A 21,800-nucleotide genomic window follows, 5' to 3' on the forward strand; every position below is an offset into this window, starting at 1 on the left:
CCGCCGGATCGAGCGCCTGGGGGGCGCGCCCGGGCCGGCTCCACGCGCGCCGCAGGGAAGTCCTCGCCGGAGCGCCACGACCTGCGACACGCCGCCACGATGTGCGCCCGAGGCGCGCCGGAGCGGAGCGGTCAGCCGGCGAGCCGCTCGAGCTCCACGAAGAGCGTGCCGAGCTCCGGCTTCGATCGGAGCGGCGCGCAGAAGCGGCTGGCCAGGTGGAGCAGCTCGGCGTCGAGCTGATCGACCCTCCGCCCGATCTCGGCGATGCGCTCCTGGGACTCCCGGCGCCGCGCCTCGAGCTGCCGGTCGAGCTCTTCGAGGCGCTCGCGCAGCTTCTTGATCTGCGCGTCCACCTCGGCCACCTCGTGCTCGCGGGCGATCGCCTCGCTCTCCGCCTCGTAGTCCGCCTTGCGCGACGCATACCAGCCCTCGACGAGCTCGGCCAGCTTGCGGTAGCTGGCGGCGAGCTCGAGGTAGGGCTCGGCGAATCCGCTCCGGCCCTCCCAGCGCACGGCCTCCTTGTGCGCGATCAGCACCTCGGGGACGAACGCCTGCGTCGCCGCGCTGAGCGGCGCCACCCTGGCGCGGAACGACCGGGCCTCCTCGCGCGTGAGCGAGGCGTCGACCGTGAGCGCGTCCATCGCCCGCCCGATCTGCATCCGGCCGTCGCGCCACTCCTCGGCGACGCCCTCGAGGCGCCGCTGCTCGTCGAGGGCCCTCGATCGGAGCTCGGCGTGCTCCCGCACGACGCCGCGCAGCGCCTCGAGCTGCCGCTGGATGTCCCCCGGCGCCGACGCGCCGAACGCGCGGGCCGTCATCCGCTCGAACAGATCGAGCCGGCTGACCCAGGGATCGCGCCCGGCGCCCCTCGAGCGCACCGCCGAGTCGCGCGGCATCGCCTCCGGCGGCGGGGGGAGCGCGATCCGGCCCGCGGCCGCGATCTCCTCGAGCTCCGCGAGCACGCGGTACGCGTCGACGGGGCGCTCGGAGGGCTCCTTCGCCATCAGGGCGCTGACGAGGCGGTCGAGCGCGTCCGGCATCTCCGGGGCCAGCTCCTTGAGGTGCGGCGGCTGCTCGTTCATGTGCTTCAGGATCCAGCTCGCCGGATCCGGGGCGTCGAACGGCAGCCGCTGCGTGATCATCTCGAACATGATGACCCCGAGCGAGTAGAGGTCCGCCGGGGGGCCAGCGTCGATCGTCGTGCTGCGCTCTGGCGCCATGTACTGCGGTGTGCCGAAGATCTCGCCGAGGTTCGTGAGACGCGCGTCCTGCGCGCAGCGGGCGATGCCGAAGTCGAGGAGCTTCACCCAGTCGCCCTTCAGCAGGAACACGTTCTCCGGCTTGAGATCGCGGTGCACGACGTCGAAGTCGTGCGCTCGGCCGAGGGCGCGCGCCATCTGCACCCAGATGGGCAGGGCCCGCGCGAGCGGCACCCGGCTGCGCTCCACCACGTCGGCGAGGCTCGTCCCCTGGAGCAGCTCCATCACGAGGAAGGGCAGCCCGTCGTCGCTGTCGCCCTGGTCGAAGATCTCGATGATGTTCGGGTGCGCGAGCCGCTGCGCGTGCCGTGCCTCGCGCCGGAAGCGCTCCCGCGTCGTCGTGTCCTGCGCGAACTCGCGGTTCAGGATCTTGATGGCGCACGGGGTGCCGATCAGCTTGTTGTACGCCCTGTAGACCGTGGCCATCCCGCCGATCCCGAGGCCCTGCTCGATGACGTAGCGACCCGCGATCGACGTCCCGATGCGGGGATCCTTCTCGGAGACGAGCGACGAGCCGTCGATGAAGCAGAAGGCGCTGTCGGCCGGGTAACGCTGATGGCACTGCGGGCAGGTCTTCATAGCGGGCACGTCGGCTGCAAGGCTACACTCTACGGGGGGCCGCTCTCGAGGGTCAACGCTCGGCGCGCGCCTCGGCGCTTTGTCGAGCGCGGTGTGCTGCGCTGCCTTGCCCTGCGTGATTCCGCGTAGCCCGGTGTCTCCTCGCGCGGCTCCGCGTCGTCCCACGTGGCCGACGCGCCTCCTCGCATCCCGCGGCCTCCGCTCGCGTGGTCTCGTGTGGTCTCGCGTCTCCTGGGGTCTCTTGGCGTCTCCTAGCGTCTCTTGGCGTCTCTTGGCGTCTCCTAGCGTCTCCTAGCGTCTGCTGGCGTGATTCCAGCGCGGTTTCCGCGTGATTGCCGGCGGCGCGGCGCGCGCCGCGCGGGCTCTCCGCGGTATGTTCTCGTGACGTCATGGATGAGGCTCCCTTGCGCGCGGTGGTGATCGGCTCTGGCGTCGGCGGCGCTGCCGCGGCGCTCCTCCTTGCGCACGCCGGCATCCCGACCCTGCTCGTCGAGAAGGAGCGCCGCCTGGGCGGCTCCTCTGCCGCTTACGAGAGGGACGGGTTCCGTGTGGACACAGCCACGCACATGCTCGACTGCGGCGAGCAAGGCCCGGTCGGCGACGTGCTCCGCCGCGTGGGCCAGGGCGACGCGATCACCTTCCAGCAGAGCGACGAGCCGGCGGCGCTCTGCTTCACGGGCGCCCGCGCCGGGATCGCGCGCGCTCGCCGCGTCGTCCTGCGGGCAGATCTCCTCCGGCTCGCCGGGACCGCCCTGGATCTCGCGCGCGGCCTCGACCTCACGCCGCTGGAGGCCGCGGGCGCCGTGCGTCTCTTCGCGCACGCGGCGGCGATGCGCGACGTCGATCTGGCCGCGTGCGACGACGTGACGGCCGAGGCGTACGTGGCCCGCTTCATCCCGCGCGCCGCCGCCGCCGCTCGGCTCGGCGGGCTGCTTGGCCTGCCGCTGCTGCTGCCAGGAGCCGAGGCGTCTGCGGGCGAGGCGCTGTTCTCCTTGCGCCGGCTCGCCCGCGCCAGCCGGCAGCGTTATCCCGAGGGCGGCGCGTCGCGGATCCCCGAGGTCTTCTGCCGCCTGGCCCGGGAGCTCGGCGCCGCCGTGTGGACGGGCGCGACCGTGCGCCGCGTGCTGGTGCGCGATCGTCGCGTGCAGGGCGTCGAGCTCGAGGACGGGACGGCGCTCCCCGCGCGCGTCGTGGTGAGCGCGGCCGGGCTCCTGCGCACGGTGTCGGGCCTCGTTGGCGAGCCGCACTTCCCCGACGCCTACGTGGCGCGCGTCCGTGCGATCACGCCCCAGCCGAGGCGGGTCGAGGTCAAGATCGGGCTGCGCAGGCGGCTCGTCCCGGCGGGCGTGCTCGCCGGTCTCGCGGGCGGCGCCGGCGCGCCGGCGCTCCCGTTCTACTGCCTCGCGCCGACGCGCTTCGACCCGTCGCTCGCGCCGCCTGGACATGAGCTCCTCTGCGCGTGCGCCGTACCGGGTGGGAGCGGCGGCGCCTCGCACGGCGGACCCGGCGCGACGGTCGACGAGCTCCTGCGCGCGCTGTCGGCGGCGGTGCCCGGCGTGCTCTCCCAGGCGATCTTCGTCGACGGATCATCCCCGGACGGAGGCGGAGAGGCGTGCGCTCCGGGCGGCGAGCTCGCGTCGGGGACGGCGCAGACGCCAGGCCAGGTCGGCCGCGCGCGGCCGGCGGTGTACACGCCCGTGCGGGGGCTGTACCTCGCAGGGCGCGCGGCCGGCGGGCGCGGCGCGGGGATGGATCTCGCCGCCTCGAGCGCGATGGAGTGCGTCGACCGCATCCTCGTCGATCTCGGCCGCGATCTCGGCGCGCCCGCCCCGCCCGCGCTGATCGACATCGCGGGCGATCTGCTCGGGCGCGCCGCGGGCTCCACCGCATCGTGGCTCACGCGCCCCCGCTAGAGCGGCGGTCACCCGCTTCGGATACGGGCCCAGCTCGACGTTTTCGGTGCTCAGCGCACTGGAGTGCGCTTCCGCGCCGAAAACGCCGATCTGGGCCCGTCTCCTGTGCGGGAGACCGCCGCTCTGCTTGATGGGAGGGGCTGCCGCTCTGCTTGATGGGAGGCTGCCGCTCTGCTTGGTGCAGAGGGGGGCGGAGAACGCTCTGGCCCGCGCTTCAGCGCGTGGTCGTGGTGCCGCGGTTGGTCCGCGCGAGCGCGTCGAGCGGCAGCTTCTGATCCTCGAACACGGCATCCAGCTCCTCGCTGCCCCGCTCTCGCACGCCGGAGCGCGGCGACAGCTCGGGGCGCACCGAGGACGGCGGGGCCATCCGCGCCGACAGGGGCCCCATCGTCTTGATCGACGGCGAGGGCTCGGGGCTCGAGGGCGTGCCGGGCGGGGCGGAGCGCACGGAAGGGGGCGAGCTCGCCATCGTGCGCAAGGACGGCGGGCTCGGCAGGCTGCGCCTGGAGGAGGGCGGCCCTGCTTGCGCGCTCGACGGCGTCGGTGTGGGTCGACGCGCCGCAGGGCCCCCTGGCAGAGGGCGCGACGAGGGGACCGGCGGCACGCTCGGCTGCGCGCGCACCGACGGAGGTGGACCCGACAGGAGCTGGGAGCGCATCGACGGAGGCGGGCTCGACAGGGGCTCGGGGCGCGACGACGGGGGCAGGCTCGACAGGCTGCCGCTCGCCGCGGTCTCCGCGTACACATGCGCGGGGCTCGAGAGCGGGCGGGCGGAGGGCGGCGGTGCCGATGGCGACCCGCCAGGCGCGTACGCGCTCGGCTGCGTGCGCGCCAGCGGCGGCGCGGAGGGCGCCGACGGCGGGGAGCGGAACGAAGGCGGCGCGGTCGACGGGGGCACCGGCGTGAGCGCGTGGCTCGCGAGGGGCGCCCGGGCCGACGGCGGGGCGGCGGAGCGCGCCGACGGCGGCGGCAGCGTGCTCTGGCTCGTCGACCTCTCGCGGACCTGCGGCGCGAGGCGGGAATCCGCGCTCGCGCCCGCCCGCTGCGGCGCGCGGGCGTCCGCGCTCGAGGCCGCCTTGTGGCCGAAGGTCTCGCTGCGCTGCGCCCCGATCATCGTGTAGCGCCCGCTGCCCTCGTCGCGCCGGCCCGCGTCGCGCTGCGTGTTCATCTCGCGCGTCTCGCGCAGCGCGCCGTTCAGCATCGCCTCGAGCTCTCGCTCGCAGACCTCCTCATCGAGCCGCAGCAGCGTCGAGTGGACGTCCCGGGCGAGCGCCTCGAAATCTGCGGGATCCCTTGCGTAGATGCTGTTGGACAGGAGGATCGCGAGCGGTCGCCGCTCGGCGGCGATCGTCGCGGCGGTGGCCGCGTCGCAGCGGTGCAGGAGCACCCCGCAGCCCGGCGCCACCGCGAGGCACAGGCTGAAGAGCGCCGGCCACGCGGGATCAAGGACCACAAGAATGCTGGGCACATGAAGCGGGGTTGCGGTGATCTGCGCGCGGCGGTCCATGGCAGCCCGAGGATAAACGAAACTGCCCGAGCGATCGTAGTTCTCTTTCTCTGAATCGGTCATTTTTACTCTGCTTGTACGTTCCGCGTACGTTCCGCGTACGTTCTGCGATGAGGCCAGTGGCGTCGATCTCCTACAGCTCGATTGCGTGTGCGCCATTTATTGCGGCGTCGCGTCATCACGTCGTCACGTCGTCGCGTCGTCGCGTCGTCGCGTCGTCGCGTCATGGCGTCACGGCGTCACGGCGTCGTGACATCGACCTTTCGGCTCCCGTGTCCACCCGGTGCGCGTCCTGCTCCGCGCGGGGCGCGCGCGCCCCGCGCCCGCGCCGCGCGCCCCGCGCCCGCGCCGCGCGCCCCGCGCCCGGTCGAGCGGCGGAGGGCGCGCGGCGTGGCAACGCCGGTATCGCGGTGGGCGTCGCGGTGGGCGTCGTGGGCTCGGTGGACGCCGGGAGACGACGTGGTGTGATGTCCGCGCGGCGCCGCCTCGCCCGGCGGCGCCGCGATCACAGCCCGGTATAGATGGTGGCGAAGGAGGCCGCCTCGCCGCGGAGGAGCAGGCTGAGCCGCGGGTGCGGCACCTTGAAGGTGTGAATCTTGGCGTTCCGCACGTCGAGCACCGCGAAGGCGCCGCCCGGCGTGCTCTCCGCGAGCCCGTTCATGAGCAGGTTCAGCACGACCGAGATGCGCTTGGACGACAGGGGCTCCCCGCGGAAATACATCTTGATGACATGCGGCGTCCCATCGATGACGAGCCCGAGCTCCGGGTTGACGTTGATCTCGAGATCGCCGAGGCGGTACGTCGACGCCGGCGGCTCGAACCACGTCATCTTCGTCGACGCGAGGAACTTGCGATATCCGTTCACCACCGACGGGTAGATGCGACGGCGCCGCTCGTCGTGCTGCGCGGCGAGGAAGCCGTCGAGCACGCTGGTGGGCTTTCCGCTCCTGTGCATGTCGACGATCGCCTCTCGCACCTGCCTGTAAAAGTCCGTGTGGAGCTCGTCCTTCCGCTCCTTGAACTCCCTGACGCCCGTCAGCTTGGGCGTCCCGGCCTTGAGAACGAAGTCGACAAAGTACGTGAGCGAGATCTTTTCCATGAAGTCTCCTCCAAAACGAAGCATTCCGGCGCGCCATTTACACGCTCGTGCGAGAGACACGCCGTCGCGCCGCGTTCTTGATGTCTACCATGGATAGTCATCTTCGACCCGTCGGGAAAGGGATCGATCGGACGGACATTGTCCCAACCCGTCAGGGGCGGTCGGCGGTGCCTGTGGCCGTAAAAATATTTGTTATTACATATACTTGAGCGTGTCGCCGGGCGCCGGTTCACCTTGCGGCGCGGCGTTCCGCTAGGCTGTGCGAATGGCCATGACGAGGAGCGGCGCGCGCGGCGAGGGTAATCGACAGAATCCAGCTGTTGTCCAGGGGATGTCCTGTGGAGAACGCCTGTGGAGAACTGGAGAGCAAGGGGCGTTATCGAGGCGTCGACCCGGTGGGACATGGTCTGTCATAACCGCGCCCTCTTTGGCGCTTGACGCGGTCCGCGGGCGGGGGATCGCGCCGGACGCTGCCCCTCGCGCAGGTGGATCGGCCGACGGGCGCCGGGCCGGCGGGGGGCGTCGATGATGGACGTCAGGCCGGAGCGCGCGGGCGATGAAGCGGGGATCCGCGCCGTTCACCTCGCGGCGTTTCCCTCGGCGCTCGAGGCGGATCTCGTGGACAGGCTGCGGGACGCGGGGCGCGCGGCCGTCTCGCTGGTCGCGGAGACGGACACGGGCATCGTCGGACATGTCCTGTTCAGCCCCGTGACGATCGCCGGCGACAGCGTCCCCGGCAAAGGCGTCGGCCTCGCGCCGCTCGCGGTCTCGCCTGCGCTTGCGGGCCGCGGCATCGGCTCTGCGCTGGCGCGACGGGGGATCGCGGCGTGCAGGGACGCCGGCTTCGCGTTCGCCGTCGTCCTCGGATCGCCGGAGTACTACGCTCGGTTCGGGTTCGAGAAGGCCAGCCTGTACGGCCTCGGCAACGAGTACGCGGCGGACGAGGCGTTCCTGGCGATCGAGCTCGCGCAGGGGGCGCTGGAGCGCGCCCGAGGCGTGGTCATCTACAGCCCCGAGTTCGGCGTCTTCACGACCTGAGCCCGAGCTCGGCGTCTTCACGACCTGATCTCGCGTCCTCTCCGCCAGGTCGCCCGCCGCCGTCCGCTCAGGGGGGCGCGGCGGACCTGTCGGGCGCGGTCGCCGCGCGCCACGCGGCGATCGCATCGAGGCCGTGCTCGCCGAAGCGAGGCGCGTAGTCCCGCTCCACGGCGCGCTCGAGGATCTCGCCGTACCGCGCGGGCGGCATCAGGCCCCAGGCGCGGTCGTCGTCGGAGATCGCCGCGCGCCTCGCGCCGCCAGGGGGCATGTAGCTCCTGCGAAGCCGCGTGAACATGCCGTGGAGCTCGCGCTCGACCAGCTGTCGCACGGCCGGCGCGCACGGCTGCTCGAGCAGGTAACGGAGCAGCGTCCAGCCGAAGTCGCGGTGCCGCACCTCGTCGCGCAGGATGCGGTCGAGCGCCCGGCGCGCGACCGGCACGGTGCACCCCTCGCGGAGCACCTTGAAGAGCGGGACCGCGACCGTCTCCCCCAGGCAGAACACCTCCACGCCCGCCCGGGCGACGGCCATCTCGAGCGGCTCGTCTCCGCTGCTCTTGAGCCCGAGCGTCTCGCGGCGGAGCGCCGGCAAGGCGCCGCCGCCCGCGCGGGCGTGGACGCGATGGCTGAGGCGAGCGTGCGCGAGCTCGTCCTTGACGATGCGGAGGCCGTCGTCGATGAGATCCGGCGACGCGCCCATCTGGATCAGCCAGAGCGTGAGGTGCTGCGTGATCGCCGCCGAGCGGTACTCGGCCTCGACGCGCCGCCCCCACTCGGCGCGCACCGCGTCGCTCGCGGGAGGGAGGGGGGCGCGCTGCCCGCGCGGCGCCTCCGCGTCAGCGCCGCTGTCCTGCTCTGCGTCGGAGGCGTCCGTCATGAGATCACGGTAGGCGGGCAGTCAGAGGGCGGCAAGACGGGAGACGGGCGCTCGCCGCCCCTGGACGAGCTCACGGCGACGCGCTCGGGCTCCCGCCAGGCGGAGCGCACACCTTGATGGTCGAGCCGCACGCGTCACAGGCCTGCTTGTAACAGGGGTTGATGACGAGCTCCTGGCAGCGCATCCCGCCCGGACACGCCTCGTTTACCTCGCAACCCTGGCTCGGGAAGCAGCCCGCCTCGGCCAGCACGGGGGTCGTCGAGGCGTCGCCGCAGCCTGGCGTGAGCCAGCGACACGCCGGCCCGAGGTTTTCGCACGCGTCCTCGGTGGCGGCGTTGAGACAGACGTCGGGGGGCGGCGGGTTGCAGAAGATCTCCGCGACCTGCCAGCTCCAGGTGTCCTTTTGCTGAACGCACACGGCCTGGGTCGGCATCGGGCCGCAGCCGGTCATCATCTCGTAGGGGCAGGGCCCGCTCGCCGCCACGCAGGGATCCCCGTCGGTCGGCATCTCCTCCGGACACACCGGCGCCGGCGGGTTGCAGGCCGGTGAGATCGGTTCGGACCACGTGCCGTCGTCACCGCAGCTCACCACCGCGGGGCAGCCGGTAGCGTCATAGTTGCAGGTCTTCCCGGGCTCCGCGCAGGCGCCGCCGGCCTTCGGCACATCGACGGGGCACTCCGGCGGCGGCGGGTTGCATGCCGGCGAGATCGGTTCGGACCACGTGGCGTCGTCACCGCACGTCACCACCGCGGGGCAACCGGTGGTGTCGTAGTTGCAGCTCTTCCCGGGCTGCTCGCAGGCGCTGCCGGCCTCCGGCACCTCCTCGGGGCACTCCGGTGGCTCCGGCGGGTTGCAGGCCACCGTGGGTTCCTCGTACCACTCCCCGCGCACACACGTGCTGTCGATCGGGAGGCCGCACAACTCCTTACCGTAGTTGCACGAAAGGCCGTCGTCCTCGCAGCTCGAGCCGACCTCCGGCGCCGCCTCGGGGCAGCCGCCGCTCGTCACCGTGGGATTGCATCCCGGCAGGGCCACCGCGCCCGCGAGCGAGGCCGCCGCGGCGACGGTGACGATGAACGGCGCCTTCAGCACCTTTCGCTTCTTCTGCATGGGCATGGTTCGACAGGTCCTTTCTTTGGCACAGGTTGGCGCAAGGTTACGTCCTCGCGCGCTCCGAGGCTGGATCGAGCAAGCGAGGTGCCAGGGCGAGCCATGGCGGACCCGGGAGCGAAAATTGTCAGCAGGAAAGTAAAATGACGCCCTGGGTGTGGCTTTCACGGCGCTCGTGGGAGCCCGCGAGCGCTCTCGCGCTCGGGTCGTGAGCCGACGCAGCGGCAGGCGCTGATCTGCACGCCGTCGAGGTTCCAGCCCGACATGGGCGCGCCGCCGAAGGCGATGACGGCGCTGCGGCCGGACCGCGCGCGCAGGCTCGAGCTCTTGTAGGGCGTCAGATCGTAGGTGACGCGCTTCCAGCCGGACTCGGTGACATCGTCGTGCGGAGATTCATCGAGAGCACGGGTTTGTAGGCTCTAACCGGGGCGGCGGACAGCCCACGTGAGCGGCGCCCGATGCGGTGAGATCGGCGTCGCGCGCCCTCCGGCGACAGCCGAGCTCCTGCGTCGCCCCGACGCGCGACGCGCGACGACGGCACCCTACGCCCCGCGCCGGCGGGCGCGCTCGCGCGACGGACGGATCACCGGGAGGCGGTCGTCATCGGGGCGCGGCCGCGGGCGGCGGGGGCAGCGGGATCGGCCGCTGCAAGATCGCCTGGCGGGTCGTCACGTCGCTGAGCATCAGCGCGAGCATGAGGCCGACGAGGAGCGCCGCCACGATCATGGGGAGGGCGTTCGTGAAGCGCCGCTCGATGAGGTGCATGAAGAAGAGCAGCACGAGCAGCGTCTTCGCCGTGGCGATGAGCAGCGCCGCCACGACGTCGGCCTCGCCGAGGTGGGCCAGCGAGAGGAGGTACGACGCAAGCGTCAGCCCCATCAGGAGGAGCCAGACGATCACGTAGGTCCGCGAGGAGAGGTGCTTGACGGTCATGGGCGCAACGTGCCGTTAGCGGTGCATCAGTGCATCAGGTAGAGCATCGGCCAGAGGAATATCCAGATCACGTCGACCAGGTGCCAGTAGAGGCCGCCGAGCTCGATGTGGGTGTCGTTGCCCGCGCCGTACCGGCGCCGGAAGCACCCCCACGTGAGCCAGCCGAGGACCACGAGCCCCGCCGTGACGTGGATCGCGTGGAGCCCGGTCGTCAGGAAATAGAGCGTGAAGAACATCTTCGCGCCGGCCTGCGGGAGCTCCTCGAAGCGGTAGGCCGAGCCGGGGAAGATCCCCTCGTGGAAGTGCTGGGTGTACTCGACGCCCTTCAGCACGAGGAAGGCGACGCCGAGCGCGATGGCGCCGAGCAGGAGGCGGCCGGCCCTCGTGGGCCGGTCGAGGCGCACGGCGTAGACGCTCAGCGCGACGAGCAGGCTGCTCGTCAGGAGGATCGCGGTGTTCGCGGTCCCGATGACGGCGTTGTTGTGCGCGACGCCGGCGCTGAACTCGTGGCCGAAGACCGCGCGGTAGGAGGCGTACAGGGCGAAGAGCCCGGCGAAGAGCAGGATCTCGCTGGCGAGGAAGATCCACATGCCGAAATGCGCGGCGTGGGCCTGCTTCTCGAGATCCTCGAACTGCACGGCGAGCCGCGCCGGCGCGAGCTGCTCAGCGGGCGGTTGAGACTCGGGCATGGGCTTCCTCTTCGGTCAGGTGGTAATCGTACGGGCCGCGATCGATGACGGGCGTCACGGGGAAGTTGTGCTCCGGCGGGATGGGGGGCGTCATCCACTCGTAGCTCCGGGACCTCCATGGATTGGCGCTGGTGCGCGGCCCCCAGCGCAGGGCGATGAGGAGGTTCACCAGCGCGAGCACGAGCGCGCCCGCGAGCAGGTAGGCCCCGCCCGTCGAGAGGACGTTCAACCACTGGTACTGCGCCGGATAGCTGTAATAGCGGCGCGGCATCCCGGCGTTGCCCGCCAGGAACTGGGGGAGGAACGTCAGGACGAACCCAAGGAACACCCCGAACGACGTGAGCAGCCCCATCGGCTCCGAGTAGGCGCGGCCGAACATCTTGGGGAACCAGTAGTGCGCCGCCGCGAGGAACGCGGTGAGCGTGCCGCCCACCATGATGAAATGGAAGTGGGCGACGACGAAATAAGTGTCGTGCCAGTGGACGTCGAGCGACTGCGTGGCCACGGCGACGCCCGTCATGCCGCCGAAGACGAAGAGGAACAGGAACCAGAAGAAATAGAGCATCGGGGTGTTGAACTGGATGGACCCCCTGTGCAGCGTCGCCACCCAGGTGAAGACCTTGATGGCGGAGAAGATCGCGATGAACATCGAGAACGCGCCGAAGATCCCGGCGTTGAGCTCGCTCATCCCGGCCACGAACATGTGGTGCCCCCACCCCGCGAACCCGATCAACGCGATGCCGAACGACGAGAGGGCGATCGCCCAGTAGGACGCCGGCTGCCGCTGCGCGAAGGTGCAGACCACCTCGCTGATGACCCCGAGCGCCGGGAGCACCATGATGTAGACGGCAGGGTGGGAGTAGAACCAGAACAGGTGCTGGAACAGCACGGGATCGCCGCCGAGCGTCGGGTCGAAGATGCCGAAATGGTAGATGTGGTCCAGCCCGACGAGCAGGATCGTCAGGCCGAGGACGGGCGTCGCGAGCAGCATGATGATGCTCGTGCTGTAGATGGCCCAGACGAAGAGCGGAACTCGCCCCCAGCTGATCCCGCGGGCGCGCATCGTGTGCGTCGTGGCGATGAAGTTCAACGCCGTCATGATCGACGAGATGCCGAGGATGAAGATGCCGATCACGACCGGCAGGACGCCCGCGGGCGTGGTCGTGCTGTACGGCGGGTAAAACGTCCATCCGGTGTCGGCGCCCCCGGCGATCGTCGCCGCCAGCGTGACGATGGCGCCGATCACGTAGACGTAGAGGCTCGCCAGGTTGAGGCGCGGGAAGGCGAGATCCTTGGCGCCGATCATGAGCGGGAGCAGGAAGTTCCCGAAGATGTTCGGGATCGACGGGATCATGAAGAGCCAGACCATGACCACGCCGTGGAGCGTGAACATGCGGTTGTAGATCGCCGCGCTGATCACGGTGGGCCCGGGGGTCAGGAGCTCGGTCCGGAGGACCAGCGCGAAGACGCCGCCGAGCAGGAGCATCAGCACCACGAGCACGTAGAACATGAGCCCGATGCGCTTGTGATCGGTCGTGAGCAGCCACGATCGCACGCCGGCGCCGGCGCGGAGATAATCGACCTTGTGCGCGCCGTGGACGGGCGCTGTCCCCTCGACCTCGTGGGTCACCATGGAGTCACCCCTTCCGGCGTGGCGACGTTCCCGGGGACCCCGCCGTCCCAGGGCACGTCGGGGCCGTGAGGCACGTCGCGGATCGATTTCATGAGCTCGATGATCGCGGCGACGTCGGGCGGCGTGATCTGTCCGAGATAGGATGGCATGACCGGCGGGAACCCGCGGTGCAGCGCGGCGAGCGGATCCATGATCGACTCCGTGATGTAGGCCTCGTCGGCGACGCGCTCGCCGCCGGACTCGAGCGGTACGACAGCGCGGTAGAGCCCGGCCCAGCTCGGGCCGACGTGGGGCGTTCCGTCGAGGGTGTGGCAGCGGAGGCAGCCGTGCTTCGCCGCGGCGCGCTCGCCGCGGCTCGGCATCGTCGGCTCCGCCTCGGCGAGCTCGTTCTCCGACTCGGCGGCGGCCTCCTGCGCGAACGCCGGGGCGTTCGCCACGCCGCCCGCGAGCCAGCGCTCGTAGTCGGCCGGGTCGAGCGCGATCACCTGGCCGCGCATCTCGGAGTGGCTCGTCCCGCAGAACTCCGCGCAGAGGATGGGGTAAGCGCCGGGCTCGTTCGCCTCGAACCAGACGGTGGTGTACCGGCCAGGGATGACGTCCTGCTTGATGCGGAACGCGGGCACGTAGAAGCTGTGGATGACGTCGCGCGACGTCATGATGAGCCGGATCGGCCTGTGCGCGGGGACGTAGAGCGCCGAGATCTCGCTGTCTCCCCCCGGATAACCGAACTTCCACATCCACTGCTTGCCCGTGACATAGACGTCGAGCGCGTCGTCCGGCGCAGTGCGCAGGTCGGCGAACTGGCGCGTGCCGATGGTCCAGAACGTGAGGAAGAGGAAGCCCAGCGCGAAGAGCGACACCGTCTCGAGGAAGAGCGCCGGCCGGGCGAACGCCCCGGGGTGCGGCCGCACCGCGTCCTGGGGCCGCCGGCGATAGCGGATCAGGAAATACCCGCCGATGAGCGTGATGAGGGCGGCGCCGCCCATCGTCATCAGGATGACGAAGTAGTGCAGCCCGTCGATCTCGCGGGCCAGCGAGGAGCGCTGCTCGGGCAAGAAGAGCAGCTGGCGCAGCAGCTCGTTCATCGCGCGCGCTCCAGTCTCCTGCGCCGCCGCCCTTGCCAGCCGAAGAAGGCGACCACCGCGGCGACCCAGGCCAGGATGGCGGCCCCGCCGAGCCTCAGGAAGCCGGCCACATAAGGGCCGTATCGGCGGCTCGCGGGGTCGTAGCGGTAACACGTCATGAGCACGCGCTCGAGCGGGGTGCCTATCTGCCCCCGGCTCGCCTCGAGGAGCGAGAGGCGGAGATCGAGGGGGGAGAACTCGATGCCATAGAGGATCCGAGAGATGCGGCCCTGCGGCGTGAGGACGAAGACGGCGGCGGGGTGCGCGTACTGCTCCGTCTGCGGGTCGTACGCGAACCGGAAGCCGAGATCGCCGGCGAGCGCGCGGATCTCGGGCAGGGCGCCGGTCAGGAAGGGCCAGGCCTCCGGCGTCGGCGCGCCGGCCGGGCCGAGGGCCGACAGCGCGGCTGTCCGCTTCCGCGCGGCCGTGGCCGGGGTGTCCCGCGGATCGAAGCTCACCGTGAGCGCGCGGTAGTCCTCGCCCAGCCGGTAGTCGAGCTTCGACATGCCGGCGACCAGGCCGCGCAGCACGAGGCCGCAGAGCGTCGGGCAGCGGTAATAGGCGAGGACCAGGAGGACGGGCCGCCGCCCGTCGAAGTGCTCGGCGAGCGGGGCGCGCCGCCCGTCCATGTCAGTGAAGCGGAGCGCCGTGTCGATGGCGCTCCCGAGGCGCTCCTCGATGTCGGCCTCGCGCGCGGCGGGCGGGAGCGACGGCGGCTCGGCGGCGGCAGCGACCGGCGCGCGCGCGAGCACGAGCGCGAGAAACGCCGTGGTGGACAGGTGTTGCATCCTCATCAGCGGCTCTCCTCCACGACGAGATTCATCGCGTCCTCGATCGGGATCTGCACGAGCCCGCGGCTGCGGTCGACCCAGCCGAAGCGGCCGAGCTCCTCGCGTTTCCGGCGGTTCAGCGCCGTGCCGACGCCCTCTTCGCCCATCTCCTCGCGCCGGAAGATGCGCTGATCCACCCCGGCCACCTCGCCGCGCGGCAGGGAGATCTCACTGGCACCCTCGGCGCCCTTCCCCGCGGGGCGGAGCTCCGCCTCGCGCCCGCGCATGAGCAGCCAGGCCCACAGGCCCAGGATGATGAAGATCACGACGACGGCGAACGCGACGGCGAGGATCGTCTTCCACGGGACGACATCCTCTTCCTGGCGCACGTCGGGACGGCGGTAGTTGGATGTCATATGCTCTCGTAGCGGAGGGCGGCCGGCAGCGCCGGGTCGTTGACGGGGACGAGCGGCTTGCCGCGCACCCGCAGCACGGTGAACGCGACGCACGAGCCGACCACGGCGAGGAGCGCCGCCGCGTCGAGCCAGTGGAACGGCGCGCGCGCGCCGGGGGCCTCGGGCGCGACGAGCCAGTGCATGTCGAGGTAGTGGGCGACGAAGATCCAGGCGGCGACGGCCGACAGCCAGGCGGGGCGCCGCTTGATCCTGTAGTTGAGCAGGATCAGGAAGGGGATCACGAACCGCGTGAGCACGAGGACGAGGGACACGGCCGCCCACGGGCCGTGGGAGCGGAGGACGTAGAACTCCACCTCTTCGGGCCTGTTCGCGATCCATATCAGCAGGAGCTGGAAGAACGCGGCGTAGGCCCAGAAGACGGTGAACGCGAGCAGCAGACGGCCGAGCGCGTAGTAGTGCGACGCGTTCAGCCCGGGCAGGAGCCCGGCGCGCTCGGCGGCGAACGCGAGCACGGTGAGCAGCGCGATCGCCGCGACGAAGCCGCCGGCGAACACGTAGACGGGGAACATCGTCGACACCCACGTCGGCGCGAGGGACATGAGCCAGTCGAAGGCCGCGAACGAGAGCGTGAGCGCGACGGGCGGGAGGCCGGCGACGCTGATCACGCGGAGACGCCGGCTGTCCGCGAGCGCCGGGGTCGCGTCACCCTGCATCGAGCCGCGCCGGAGCAGGGCGCCGAAGACGAGCCACACCGTGAAGTAGATCCCCGTCCTCACGAGGAAGAAGGGGAGGTTCAGGTAAGGCGTCTTGTGGAGCACGATGGATCGGACGTGCTCGTCGAGGATCGACTCGGGGCGGAGCCACTTTCCGTACAGCGCGCCGAGGCCGAACAGGAGCGGGACGAACAGCGCGCAGAGGAGCGGCAGCGTCCCGACGATCGCCTCCGCGAGGCGGCGGACGGCCACCGGCCATGTCGCGGCCATGGCGTGGCAGATCATGAGAAACAGGAGCGCCCCGACCGCGGTGGTCACGGCGAAGGCGTAGGCCGCGAGGTACGCGTAGAAGAGCCGCTCCCGGTCCACGAACGCGCCGACGACGAGGAGCAGGGCGCCGAGGAGCGCGAGGCCGAGGGCCCTCGACACGATCGCGCGGCCGCCCCGGAAGATGGGGAATCGCAGGTTCACTGGAGCTCCTTCCAGGCGCGCTCGCGGAGGGGCGGGGGGAGCGCGTCGAGCGCGGTGTCGCGGCTCTTCCCGAGTGCCTTCACATAGGTCACGATCGCCCAGCGCTCCATCAGCGGGACCTGCGGCTCGTACGAGCGCATGAGGCCGTACCCCTCGACGATGACCCGGTAGATGCGGCCGGGCGGGAACGCCTGCACGCGCGGGTCGACGAGGGACGGCGGGCGCCGCAGCGTCATGTTGCGCGCGACCACCGACTCTCCATCTCCGGCGACCCCGTGGCAGGCGGCGCAGTGGATCTCGAAGCGCTCCTTCCCGTACTGGAGCAGCTCGATGGTCACCGGGACCGGGATGCGCGTCACGTACGTCTCGCCCGTGAACCCGCGGGTGAGCCCGGGATCGCCGGTCACGAGGTCGTTCGGCACGGCGCCCGCCGGGGGGTGGCGCATGACCGAGCCGTCGCTGAAGAGGTCTGTCGGCTGGTAGGGCGCGAAGCGCCGCTGGCGGAGCATGCGCTCCAGATCCAGCAGGTCAGCGTTGCCGGGCTCGGCGTCGGCCGTGGTCACCGGCGTGCACGAGAGGCAGAGCGCCGCGGCCAGGCAGGAGAGCGGGAGGAGCCGTCCGCGCGTCATGAGCGCTCCTTTCCGTTCTTTCCGGCCCAGGCCACGGTGACGGCGCCGAGATCGGTGAGATCTCGCTCCGTGATGGGGCTGATGAGCGCCGGATCGCGGGCGTCGATGCCGACCCAGAACCGATCGAGGGAGGCGCGCTCGAACCCGGGGACGTCGAACACCGGGTGCCAGAGCTCGGGCAGCCGGGCGAGGACGAGCAGCACGACGAACCCGGTGAGGGCGGCCGAGAGCACCATCATCTCGAAGGTGATCGGTATGAAGGCCAGGAGCGCGTGCGCCGGCCGCCCGCCCACGATGAGCGGGTAGTCGTACGCATTGCAAAACCACTGGACGAGGTAGCCGCCCGCGGTGCCCGCGAGCGCGAAGGGCAGGATGATCCAGTTGAGCGGCGAGCGCCGGAGCCCGAGCGCCTCGTCGATGCCGTGGATCGGGTACGGCGTGAAGGCGTCGAGCCGCCGGTATCCCCGGCTCCTGAGCTCCGCGATCGCCCGGAGCATCGCCTCGGGCGTCTCGAACTCGGCGAGCAGTCCTCTCCTCATCTCAGTGCTCCTCCTTGTGGCTGAGCTCGTGGTTCAGCTCCTTGACCTCGGCCACCGGGATGAACGGGAAGAGGCGGAGGAAGATCAGGACGAGCAGCAGGAAGAAGCAGATCGTCCCGATGAACATCGAGATATCGACGTACGTCGGGTGGTAGGCGTGCCACGCCGACGGGATGAACTCGCGCTGCAGCCCCATGACGATGATCACGAACCGCTCGGACCACATCCCGACGTTCAGGAGGATCGAGATGATCCAGAGCAAGGGCATGTTCCTCCGGACCCGCGGGAACCAGAGCAGCTGGGGGACGAGCACGTTGCAGATCATCTGCGCCCAGAAGATCGCGGCGTTCGGCCCGGCGGGGCGCGCGACGAAGAACTGGTAGATCTCGTATTCCGATCCGCTGTACCAGGCGGCGAAGAGCTCGATGATGTACGAGTAGATGACGATCCAGGCGGTGACGAGCGCGAGCTTGCTCAGGTTGTCGATGTGCCGCTGGGTGACGACGTTCCCCAGGTGGAAGATGCGGCGCGCCGGGATGAGCAGCGTCAGCACCATCGCGAACCCGGAGAAGATGGCCCCGGCGACGAAGAACGGGGGGAAGATGGTCGAGTGCCAGCCAGGGACGAGCGCCATCGCGAAATCGGTGCTCACGATCGAGTGCACCGAGAGCACGAGCGGCGTCGCGAGCCCGGCGAGCAGCCCGTAGAGGAGCCGGTAGTGACGAAAGGTGACAGCGGAGCCGCGCCAGCCGAGCGACAGGACGCCGTAGACGACCCGGCGGAGGCGGCTCGGGGCCCGGTCGCGGAGGGCCGCGAAGTCGGGGATGAGCCCGATGTACCAGAAGACGAGAGAGACCGTGAAGTACGTGAACACGGCCGCGGCGTCCCACGGCAGCGCGCTCTTGAACTGGGGCCATACCCTCAGGGTCGCGGGGTAGGGGACGAGCCAGTAGGCGAACCACGGCCGGCCGAGGTGCAGGAGCGGATAGATGCCCGCCTGGATGACGGCGAAGAGGGTCATCGCCTCGGCGAACCGGTTGATGCTCGTGCGCCAGCGCTGCTCCAGGAGGAGCAGGATCGCGGAGATGAACGTCCCCGCGTGGCCGATGCCGATCCAGAACACGAAGTTGATGATCCCGAACGCCCAGCCCACCGGGATGTTGTTTCCCCAGACCCCGATGCCGGTGGTGACGGTGTAGAGGATGGCGAGCGCGAGCACGACCGTCCCGGCGCCGGTCAGGGCGAACGCCGCCCACCACAGCCTGGACCGCGGCTTCCAGACGACCGACAGGAGCTCTTCGGAGAGCTCCTCGTCGGTTGGCCGGCCGAGGATGAGGGGCGCCGTCACGGCTCGTCGAGCTCCGGGTTCTTGTTGCCGACGCGCGCGAGGTACATGGTCCTCGGCCGGGTGCCCTGGTCGTGGAGCACCGCGTAGCTCCGCGGCTCGCCCCGCCACGCCACCATCGCTGTCTCCCCGTGCGCGAGGGAGCCGAACTGGATCGCCTGCGTCGGACAGGCCTGCTGGCACGCGGTGACGACCTCTCCGGGGCGGATCGCGCGGTCTTCCACCCGCGCGGCGATCTCCGCCCGGCGGATCCGCTGGACGCAATACGTGCACTTCTCCATGACGCCGCGCTCCCGCACCGTCACGTCGGGGTTGCGCTGGAGCTTCGTGAGCCCCGTGTTGTACGCGCGGAGCTCGCCGTAATCGAACCAGTTGAAGCGGCGGACCTTGTACGGGCAGTTGTTCGAGCAGAACCGCGTCCCGACGCAGCGGTTGTAGGTCATCTCGTTGAGCCCGTCGGGGCTGTGCGTCGTCGCGTTCACGGGACACACGTACTCGCACGGCGCCTTCTCGCAGTGCTGGCACAGCATGGGCTGGTGGACGACGGCCGGGTCGCTCGGGTCTCGCGGGTTGTCCACCACGTACGTGTCGATGCGGAGCCAGTGCATCTCGCGGCTGTTCAGGACCTCCTCCTTGCCCACCACGAGGACGTTGTTCTCGGCCTGGCACGCGGTGACGCACGCGCTGCAGCCGGTGCAGATCGTGAGATCGATCGTCATGGCCCACTGGTCCTTCGGCGCCCCGGGGGGAGGCGTCGGGGGCATGAGGGACGGCTGTGGCCCCTTGAGCGCCTCCGTGAAGTCGGGGCGCTCGCGGTAGACGGCGAGCGGGATCGAGAGCGCTATGGGGCGCCCCTCCAGGCTCCAGTGCCTCTGCGTCAGGGCGAGCTTGTGCTTCTGGTCCGGCCGCTTCGTCACCGAGGCGCCTGCCGCGAAGAAGGGCGCGGCCGTGGTGCGGAGCCGGTACGCGTCGGACCCCACCCCCGCGGCGACCGACTCGGCCCCGCTGCGCCCGTAACCGAGCGCCAGCGACACCGTGCCGTCGGCGTGCCCCGGCGCGACGAGGACCGGTATCGACATCGTTCGCCCCCCGAGATCGAGATCGACCACGTCCTCGCTCTCGACGCCGAGCGCCTTCGCCGTCGCCGGGCTGAGCAGCGCGGCGTTGTCCCAGGTGAGCTTCGTCATGGGATCGGGCAGCTCGAGGAGCCAGGGGTTGTTGGCGAACCGGCCGTCATAGACGCTCGCGCCGACCGAGAAGGCGACCTCGATGGCGTCCGCCTTCGGCGGGGCCGCCGCCGCGAGCTGCGCGAGCGCCGCGGCCACCCCGTCGAGCCGCAGCTTGACGTCCTCCCGCGGGGCCGCGGTGCCCTCGACGAGCCCGCGCCGGAGCGCGTCCTCCCAGAACGCGTCGAAATCGGCGCCGCCCCGGCGCGCGGCCCAGGCCTCGCGCAGGAGGTCGCGCGCGCTCTTCTGCGTCTCGCCCGCGAACGCCGCGAGCACCTCGGCGGCGGTCCTGCCCTGGAAGAGCGGCTCGATGAGCGGCTGGATCAGCGAGCTCGTGCCGTCGTACGCGCGCGCGTCTCCCCAGGCCTCGAGGTCGTGCGCGGCGGGCATGAACCAGTCGCAGCCCGCGGCGGTCTCGTCCTCGTAGAGCCCGAGGTAGACCCGGCTCGGGACGGAGCGGAGCAGCGCCGCGATCTCGAGATCCGCGGGCGCCGTGTAAACCAGGTTGTTCTCGAGGAGCACGAGGGTGTCGACGGCGCCGCGGCGGAGCTCCTCGGCGAGCGCCGTGAGGTCCTGCTCGGCGGCGCCTGCCGTGATCAAGGTCCCCGCGGTGGTCCACGCCGCGCGGTCGTTGCGGAGCGCCGCGTTCATGAGGTGCGCGAGCGCGTGCACCCCGGGAGGCTGCCGCTCCCCGGCGACGACGACGCTCGCCGCGCCCCCGCGCGCGAGGTCGCGCGCCACCGCCCGGGCGAAGCGCCTCTCCGCCTCGCTGACCCGCGCCCGGAGCGGATCGAGCGCGCCGAGCGCCTGGGGAGGGATGAGCCCCGGGCGCGCGCCCTCGGTCAGGAGCAGCTCGGCCGCGATCGCCGCGGCGATCGCCGGCACGTCGCTCGGCCGCTTGCGCAGGCGGTGATCGGCCATGCTCCCGGTCGGGGTCAGCCCGGGCTCGATCACATAGAGCCGGTTCATGGTGCCTGTCGGCGAGCCGATGCGCCTGCGCTCCGCGAACTGGCGCGAATACCGCACGCTGAACGGCATCGACGCGAGGAAGTCGGCGTCGAGCGCGAGGACGACGTCGGCTGTCCGGAAGTCGTACTGCGCCTGGAGCGGAGCGCCGAAGGCGAGCTCGGCCCCGCGCGCCGCGTCCGCCGAGCGCGCGGGCGCGTAGAACGTGAACCGGGCCGCCGGATAGCGCGCCTGGACGCGGCCGATGAGGTCGAGGAGGAGCGGAGAGCCGGTGGGCCGAAGGACGAACCGGAGCCCGGCGCCGCGATCGCTCCGGGCGCCCTCGAACTGCTGGACGAACGCGCGCCACGTCGCCGGGGCGGCGCCGCGGCGCGCCGCGCGCGCGCGGTGCTGATCGTAGAGGCCGAGCACCGACGCCTGCTCGTAGACGCCGGTCGAGCCGAGGCTCGCCGGGTGCTGCGGGTTGCCCTCGACCTTCGTCGGCCGCCCTTCGTGGCTCTCGACGAGGATGCCCGTCGCGAACCCGTCGAGATCCAGGCTGGTGGCGTAATACCGGAGCACGCCCGGCGTCACCTCGGGCGGCGTCGTCACGTAAGGGACGATGTTGTCCCCGGCCCTCGATCTGCACCCGGACACGCCGGCGAGCGCCATGCTCGCGCCGAGGAGCTCGAGCCAGCGCCGCCGGCTCATCACGGCCGGATTGCCCGCGCTCGCCGGGAGCTCCCGCGCCGCGGCCTCGAGGAGCTCTGGTGACTCGAGGAGCTCCGCGAGGCTGCGCCAGTACGCTTTACCCGTCTTGCCGTCGAGCGCGGCGCTCCACGGGATGTGTTTCTGATCAGCCATCGTCCCTCTTCAGGTCATCGTTGGATCCGCGCCGCCGCCCTGACGGCGCTCCGCTGCTGGCCGCCCATGGCCCCTCGTCCTCTCGCGCTCTCGTAGGTGTCCTGGTTGCTCGTCGATGATCCC

General features: G+C 71.2%; 18 protein-coding genes. 2 read left to right on the forward strand and 16 right to left on the reverse strand.

All coding sequences use genetic code 11. The features are described 5' to 3' along the window. Positions 1 to 131: 131 nt before the first annotated feature. Positions 132 to 1,838: a protein kinase domain-containing protein gene (locus ACSRUE_RS25500; RefSeq protein ID WP_441285864.1), complete on the reverse strand. Its 1,707-nt coding sequence runs from the start codon at positions 1,836 to 1,838 to the stop codon at positions 132 to 134. A gap of 389 nt (positions 1,839 to 2,227) precedes the next feature. Here ACSRUE_RS25500 and ACSRUE_RS25505 point away from each other — a divergent pair, with 389 nt between their 5' ends. Continuing rightward, positions 2,228 to 3,751, forward strand: coding sequence for a phytoene desaturase family protein (locus ACSRUE_RS25505; RefSeq protein WP_441285865.1), 1,524 nt, complete (start codon positions 2,228 to 2,230; stop codon positions 3,749 to 3,751). A 214-nt stretch (positions 3,752 to 3,965) separates the two neighbouring features. Here ACSRUE_RS25505 and ACSRUE_RS25510 read toward each other — a convergent pair whose 3' ends face one another. Then, positions 3,966 to 5,321 (reverse strand): hypothetical protein, encoded by a 1,356-nt coding sequence (locus tag ACSRUE_RS25510; protein ID WP_441285866.1) that lies wholly within the window; start codon positions 5,319 to 5,321, stop codon positions 3,966 to 3,968. Positions 5,322 to 5,763: 442 nt separating this feature from the next. Next, positions 5,764 to 6,357, reverse strand: a complete 594-nt coding sequence (locus ACSRUE_RS25515; RefSeq protein ID WP_441285867.1) for a hypothetical protein — start codon at positions 6,355 to 6,357, stop codon at positions 5,764 to 5,766. Between the two features lie 525 nt (positions 6,358 to 6,882). Between ACSRUE_RS25515 and ACSRUE_RS25520 the strand changes: the two genes are divergently transcribed. After that, positions 6,883 to 7,395 (forward strand): GNAT family N-acetyltransferase, encoded by a 513-nt coding sequence (locus tag ACSRUE_RS25520; RefSeq protein WP_441285868.1) that lies wholly within the window; start codon positions 6,883 to 6,885, stop codon positions 7,393 to 7,395. Between the two features lie 67 nt (positions 7,396 to 7,462). Here the strand turns inward: ACSRUE_RS25520 and ACSRUE_RS25525 are convergent, their stop codons facing one another. From ACSRUE_RS25525 to ACSRUE_RS25585, 13 genes are all read right to left on the reverse strand, one after another. Beyond that, positions 7,463 to 8,269 carry a ferritin-like domain-containing protein gene (locus ACSRUE_RS25525; RefSeq protein WP_441285869.1) on the reverse strand — a complete coding sequence of 269 codons (807 nt, stop codon included), beginning with the start codon at positions 8,267 to 8,269 and terminating at the stop codon, positions 7,463 to 7,465. Between the two features lie 70 nt (positions 8,270 to 8,339). Beyond that, positions 8,340 to 9,380 carry a hypothetical protein gene (locus ACSRUE_RS25530; RefSeq protein ID WP_441285870.1) on the reverse strand — a complete coding sequence of 347 codons (1,041 nt, stop codon included), beginning with the start codon at positions 9,378 to 9,380 and terminating at the stop codon, positions 8,340 to 8,342. 600 nt (positions 9,381 to 9,980) lie between these two features. Beyond that, positions 9,981 to 10,313, reverse strand: a complete 333-nt coding sequence (locus ACSRUE_RS25535) for a cytochrome C oxidase subunit IV family protein (protein ID WP_437766809.1) — start codon at positions 10,311 to 10,313, stop codon at positions 9,981 to 9,983. A gap of 26 nt (positions 10,314 to 10,339) precedes the next feature. After that, positions 10,340 to 11,002: a cytochrome c oxidase subunit 3 family protein gene (locus tag ACSRUE_RS25540; RefSeq protein ID WP_437766810.1), complete on the reverse strand. Its 663-nt coding sequence runs from the start codon at positions 11,000 to 11,002 to the stop codon at positions 10,340 to 10,342. Beyond that, a complete protein-coding gene (locus tag ACSRUE_RS25545) occupies positions 10,977 to 12,635 on the reverse strand; it encodes a cytochrome c oxidase subunit I (protein ID WP_437766811.1) in 1,659 nt (552 codons plus the stop codon). Before ACSRUE_RS25545 ends, ACSRUE_RS25540 begins: the two co-directional genes overlap by 26 nt. Next, complete coding sequence (coxB, locus tag ACSRUE_RS25550) at positions 12,629 to 13,720, reverse strand: cytochrome c oxidase subunit II (protein WP_441285871.1); 1,092 nt, start codon at positions 13,718 to 13,720, stop codon at positions 12,629 to 12,631. Before coxB ends, ACSRUE_RS25545 begins: the two co-directional genes overlap by 7 nt. Continuing rightward, a complete protein-coding gene (locus ACSRUE_RS25555) occupies positions 13,717 to 14,553 on the reverse strand; it encodes an SCO family protein (protein ID WP_441285872.1) in 837 nt (278 codons plus the stop codon). Before ACSRUE_RS25555 ends, coxB begins: the two co-directional genes overlap by 4 nt. Beyond that, entirely contained in the window at positions 14,553 to 14,945 is a 393-nt protein-coding gene (locus tag ACSRUE_RS25560) for a hypothetical protein (RefSeq protein WP_437766814.1), read from the reverse strand. Before ACSRUE_RS25560 ends, ACSRUE_RS25555 begins: the two co-directional genes overlap by 1 nt. Continuing rightward, entirely contained in the window at positions 14,942 to 16,129 is a 1,188-nt protein-coding gene (locus tag ACSRUE_RS25565) for a hypothetical protein (RefSeq protein ID WP_441285873.1), read from the reverse strand. The genes ACSRUE_RS25560 and ACSRUE_RS25565 overlap by 4 nt, the downstream gene beginning before the upstream one ends. After that, positions 16,126 to 16,758: a c-type cytochrome gene (locus tag ACSRUE_RS25570; protein ID WP_441285874.1), complete on the reverse strand. Its 633-nt coding sequence runs from the start codon at positions 16,756 to 16,758 to the stop codon at positions 16,126 to 16,128. The genes ACSRUE_RS25565 and ACSRUE_RS25570 overlap by 4 nt, the downstream gene beginning before the upstream one ends. Then, a complete protein-coding gene (locus tag ACSRUE_RS25575) occupies positions 16,755 to 17,297 on the reverse strand; it encodes a DUF3341 domain-containing protein (RefSeq protein WP_441285875.1) in 543 nt (180 codons plus the stop codon). The genes ACSRUE_RS25570 and ACSRUE_RS25575 overlap by 4 nt, the downstream gene beginning before the upstream one ends. A gap of 1 nt (position 17,298) precedes the next feature. Next, positions 17,299 to 18,645: an NrfD/PsrC family molybdoenzyme membrane anchor subunit gene (nrfD, locus tag ACSRUE_RS25580; protein ID WP_437766818.1), complete on the reverse strand. Its 1,347-nt coding sequence runs from the start codon at positions 18,643 to 18,645 to the stop codon at positions 17,299 to 17,301. After that, the gene (locus ACSRUE_RS25585) at positions 18,642 to 21,677 is read right to left on the reverse strand and encodes a TAT-variant-translocated molybdopterin oxidoreductase (protein ID WP_441285876.1); all 3,036 of its coding nucleotides are present in this window, start codon (positions 21,675 to 21,677) and stop codon (positions 18,642 to 18,644) included. The genes nrfD and ACSRUE_RS25585 overlap by 4 nt, the downstream gene beginning before the upstream one ends. Between the last annotated feature and the right edge of the window lie 123 nt (positions 21,678 to 21,800).

Source organism: Sorangium sp. KYC3313 (genome assembly GCF_052075895.1).
Lineage (GTDB): Bacteria > Myxococcota_A > Polyangia > Polyangiales > Polyangiaceae > Sorangium > Sorangium cellulosum_B.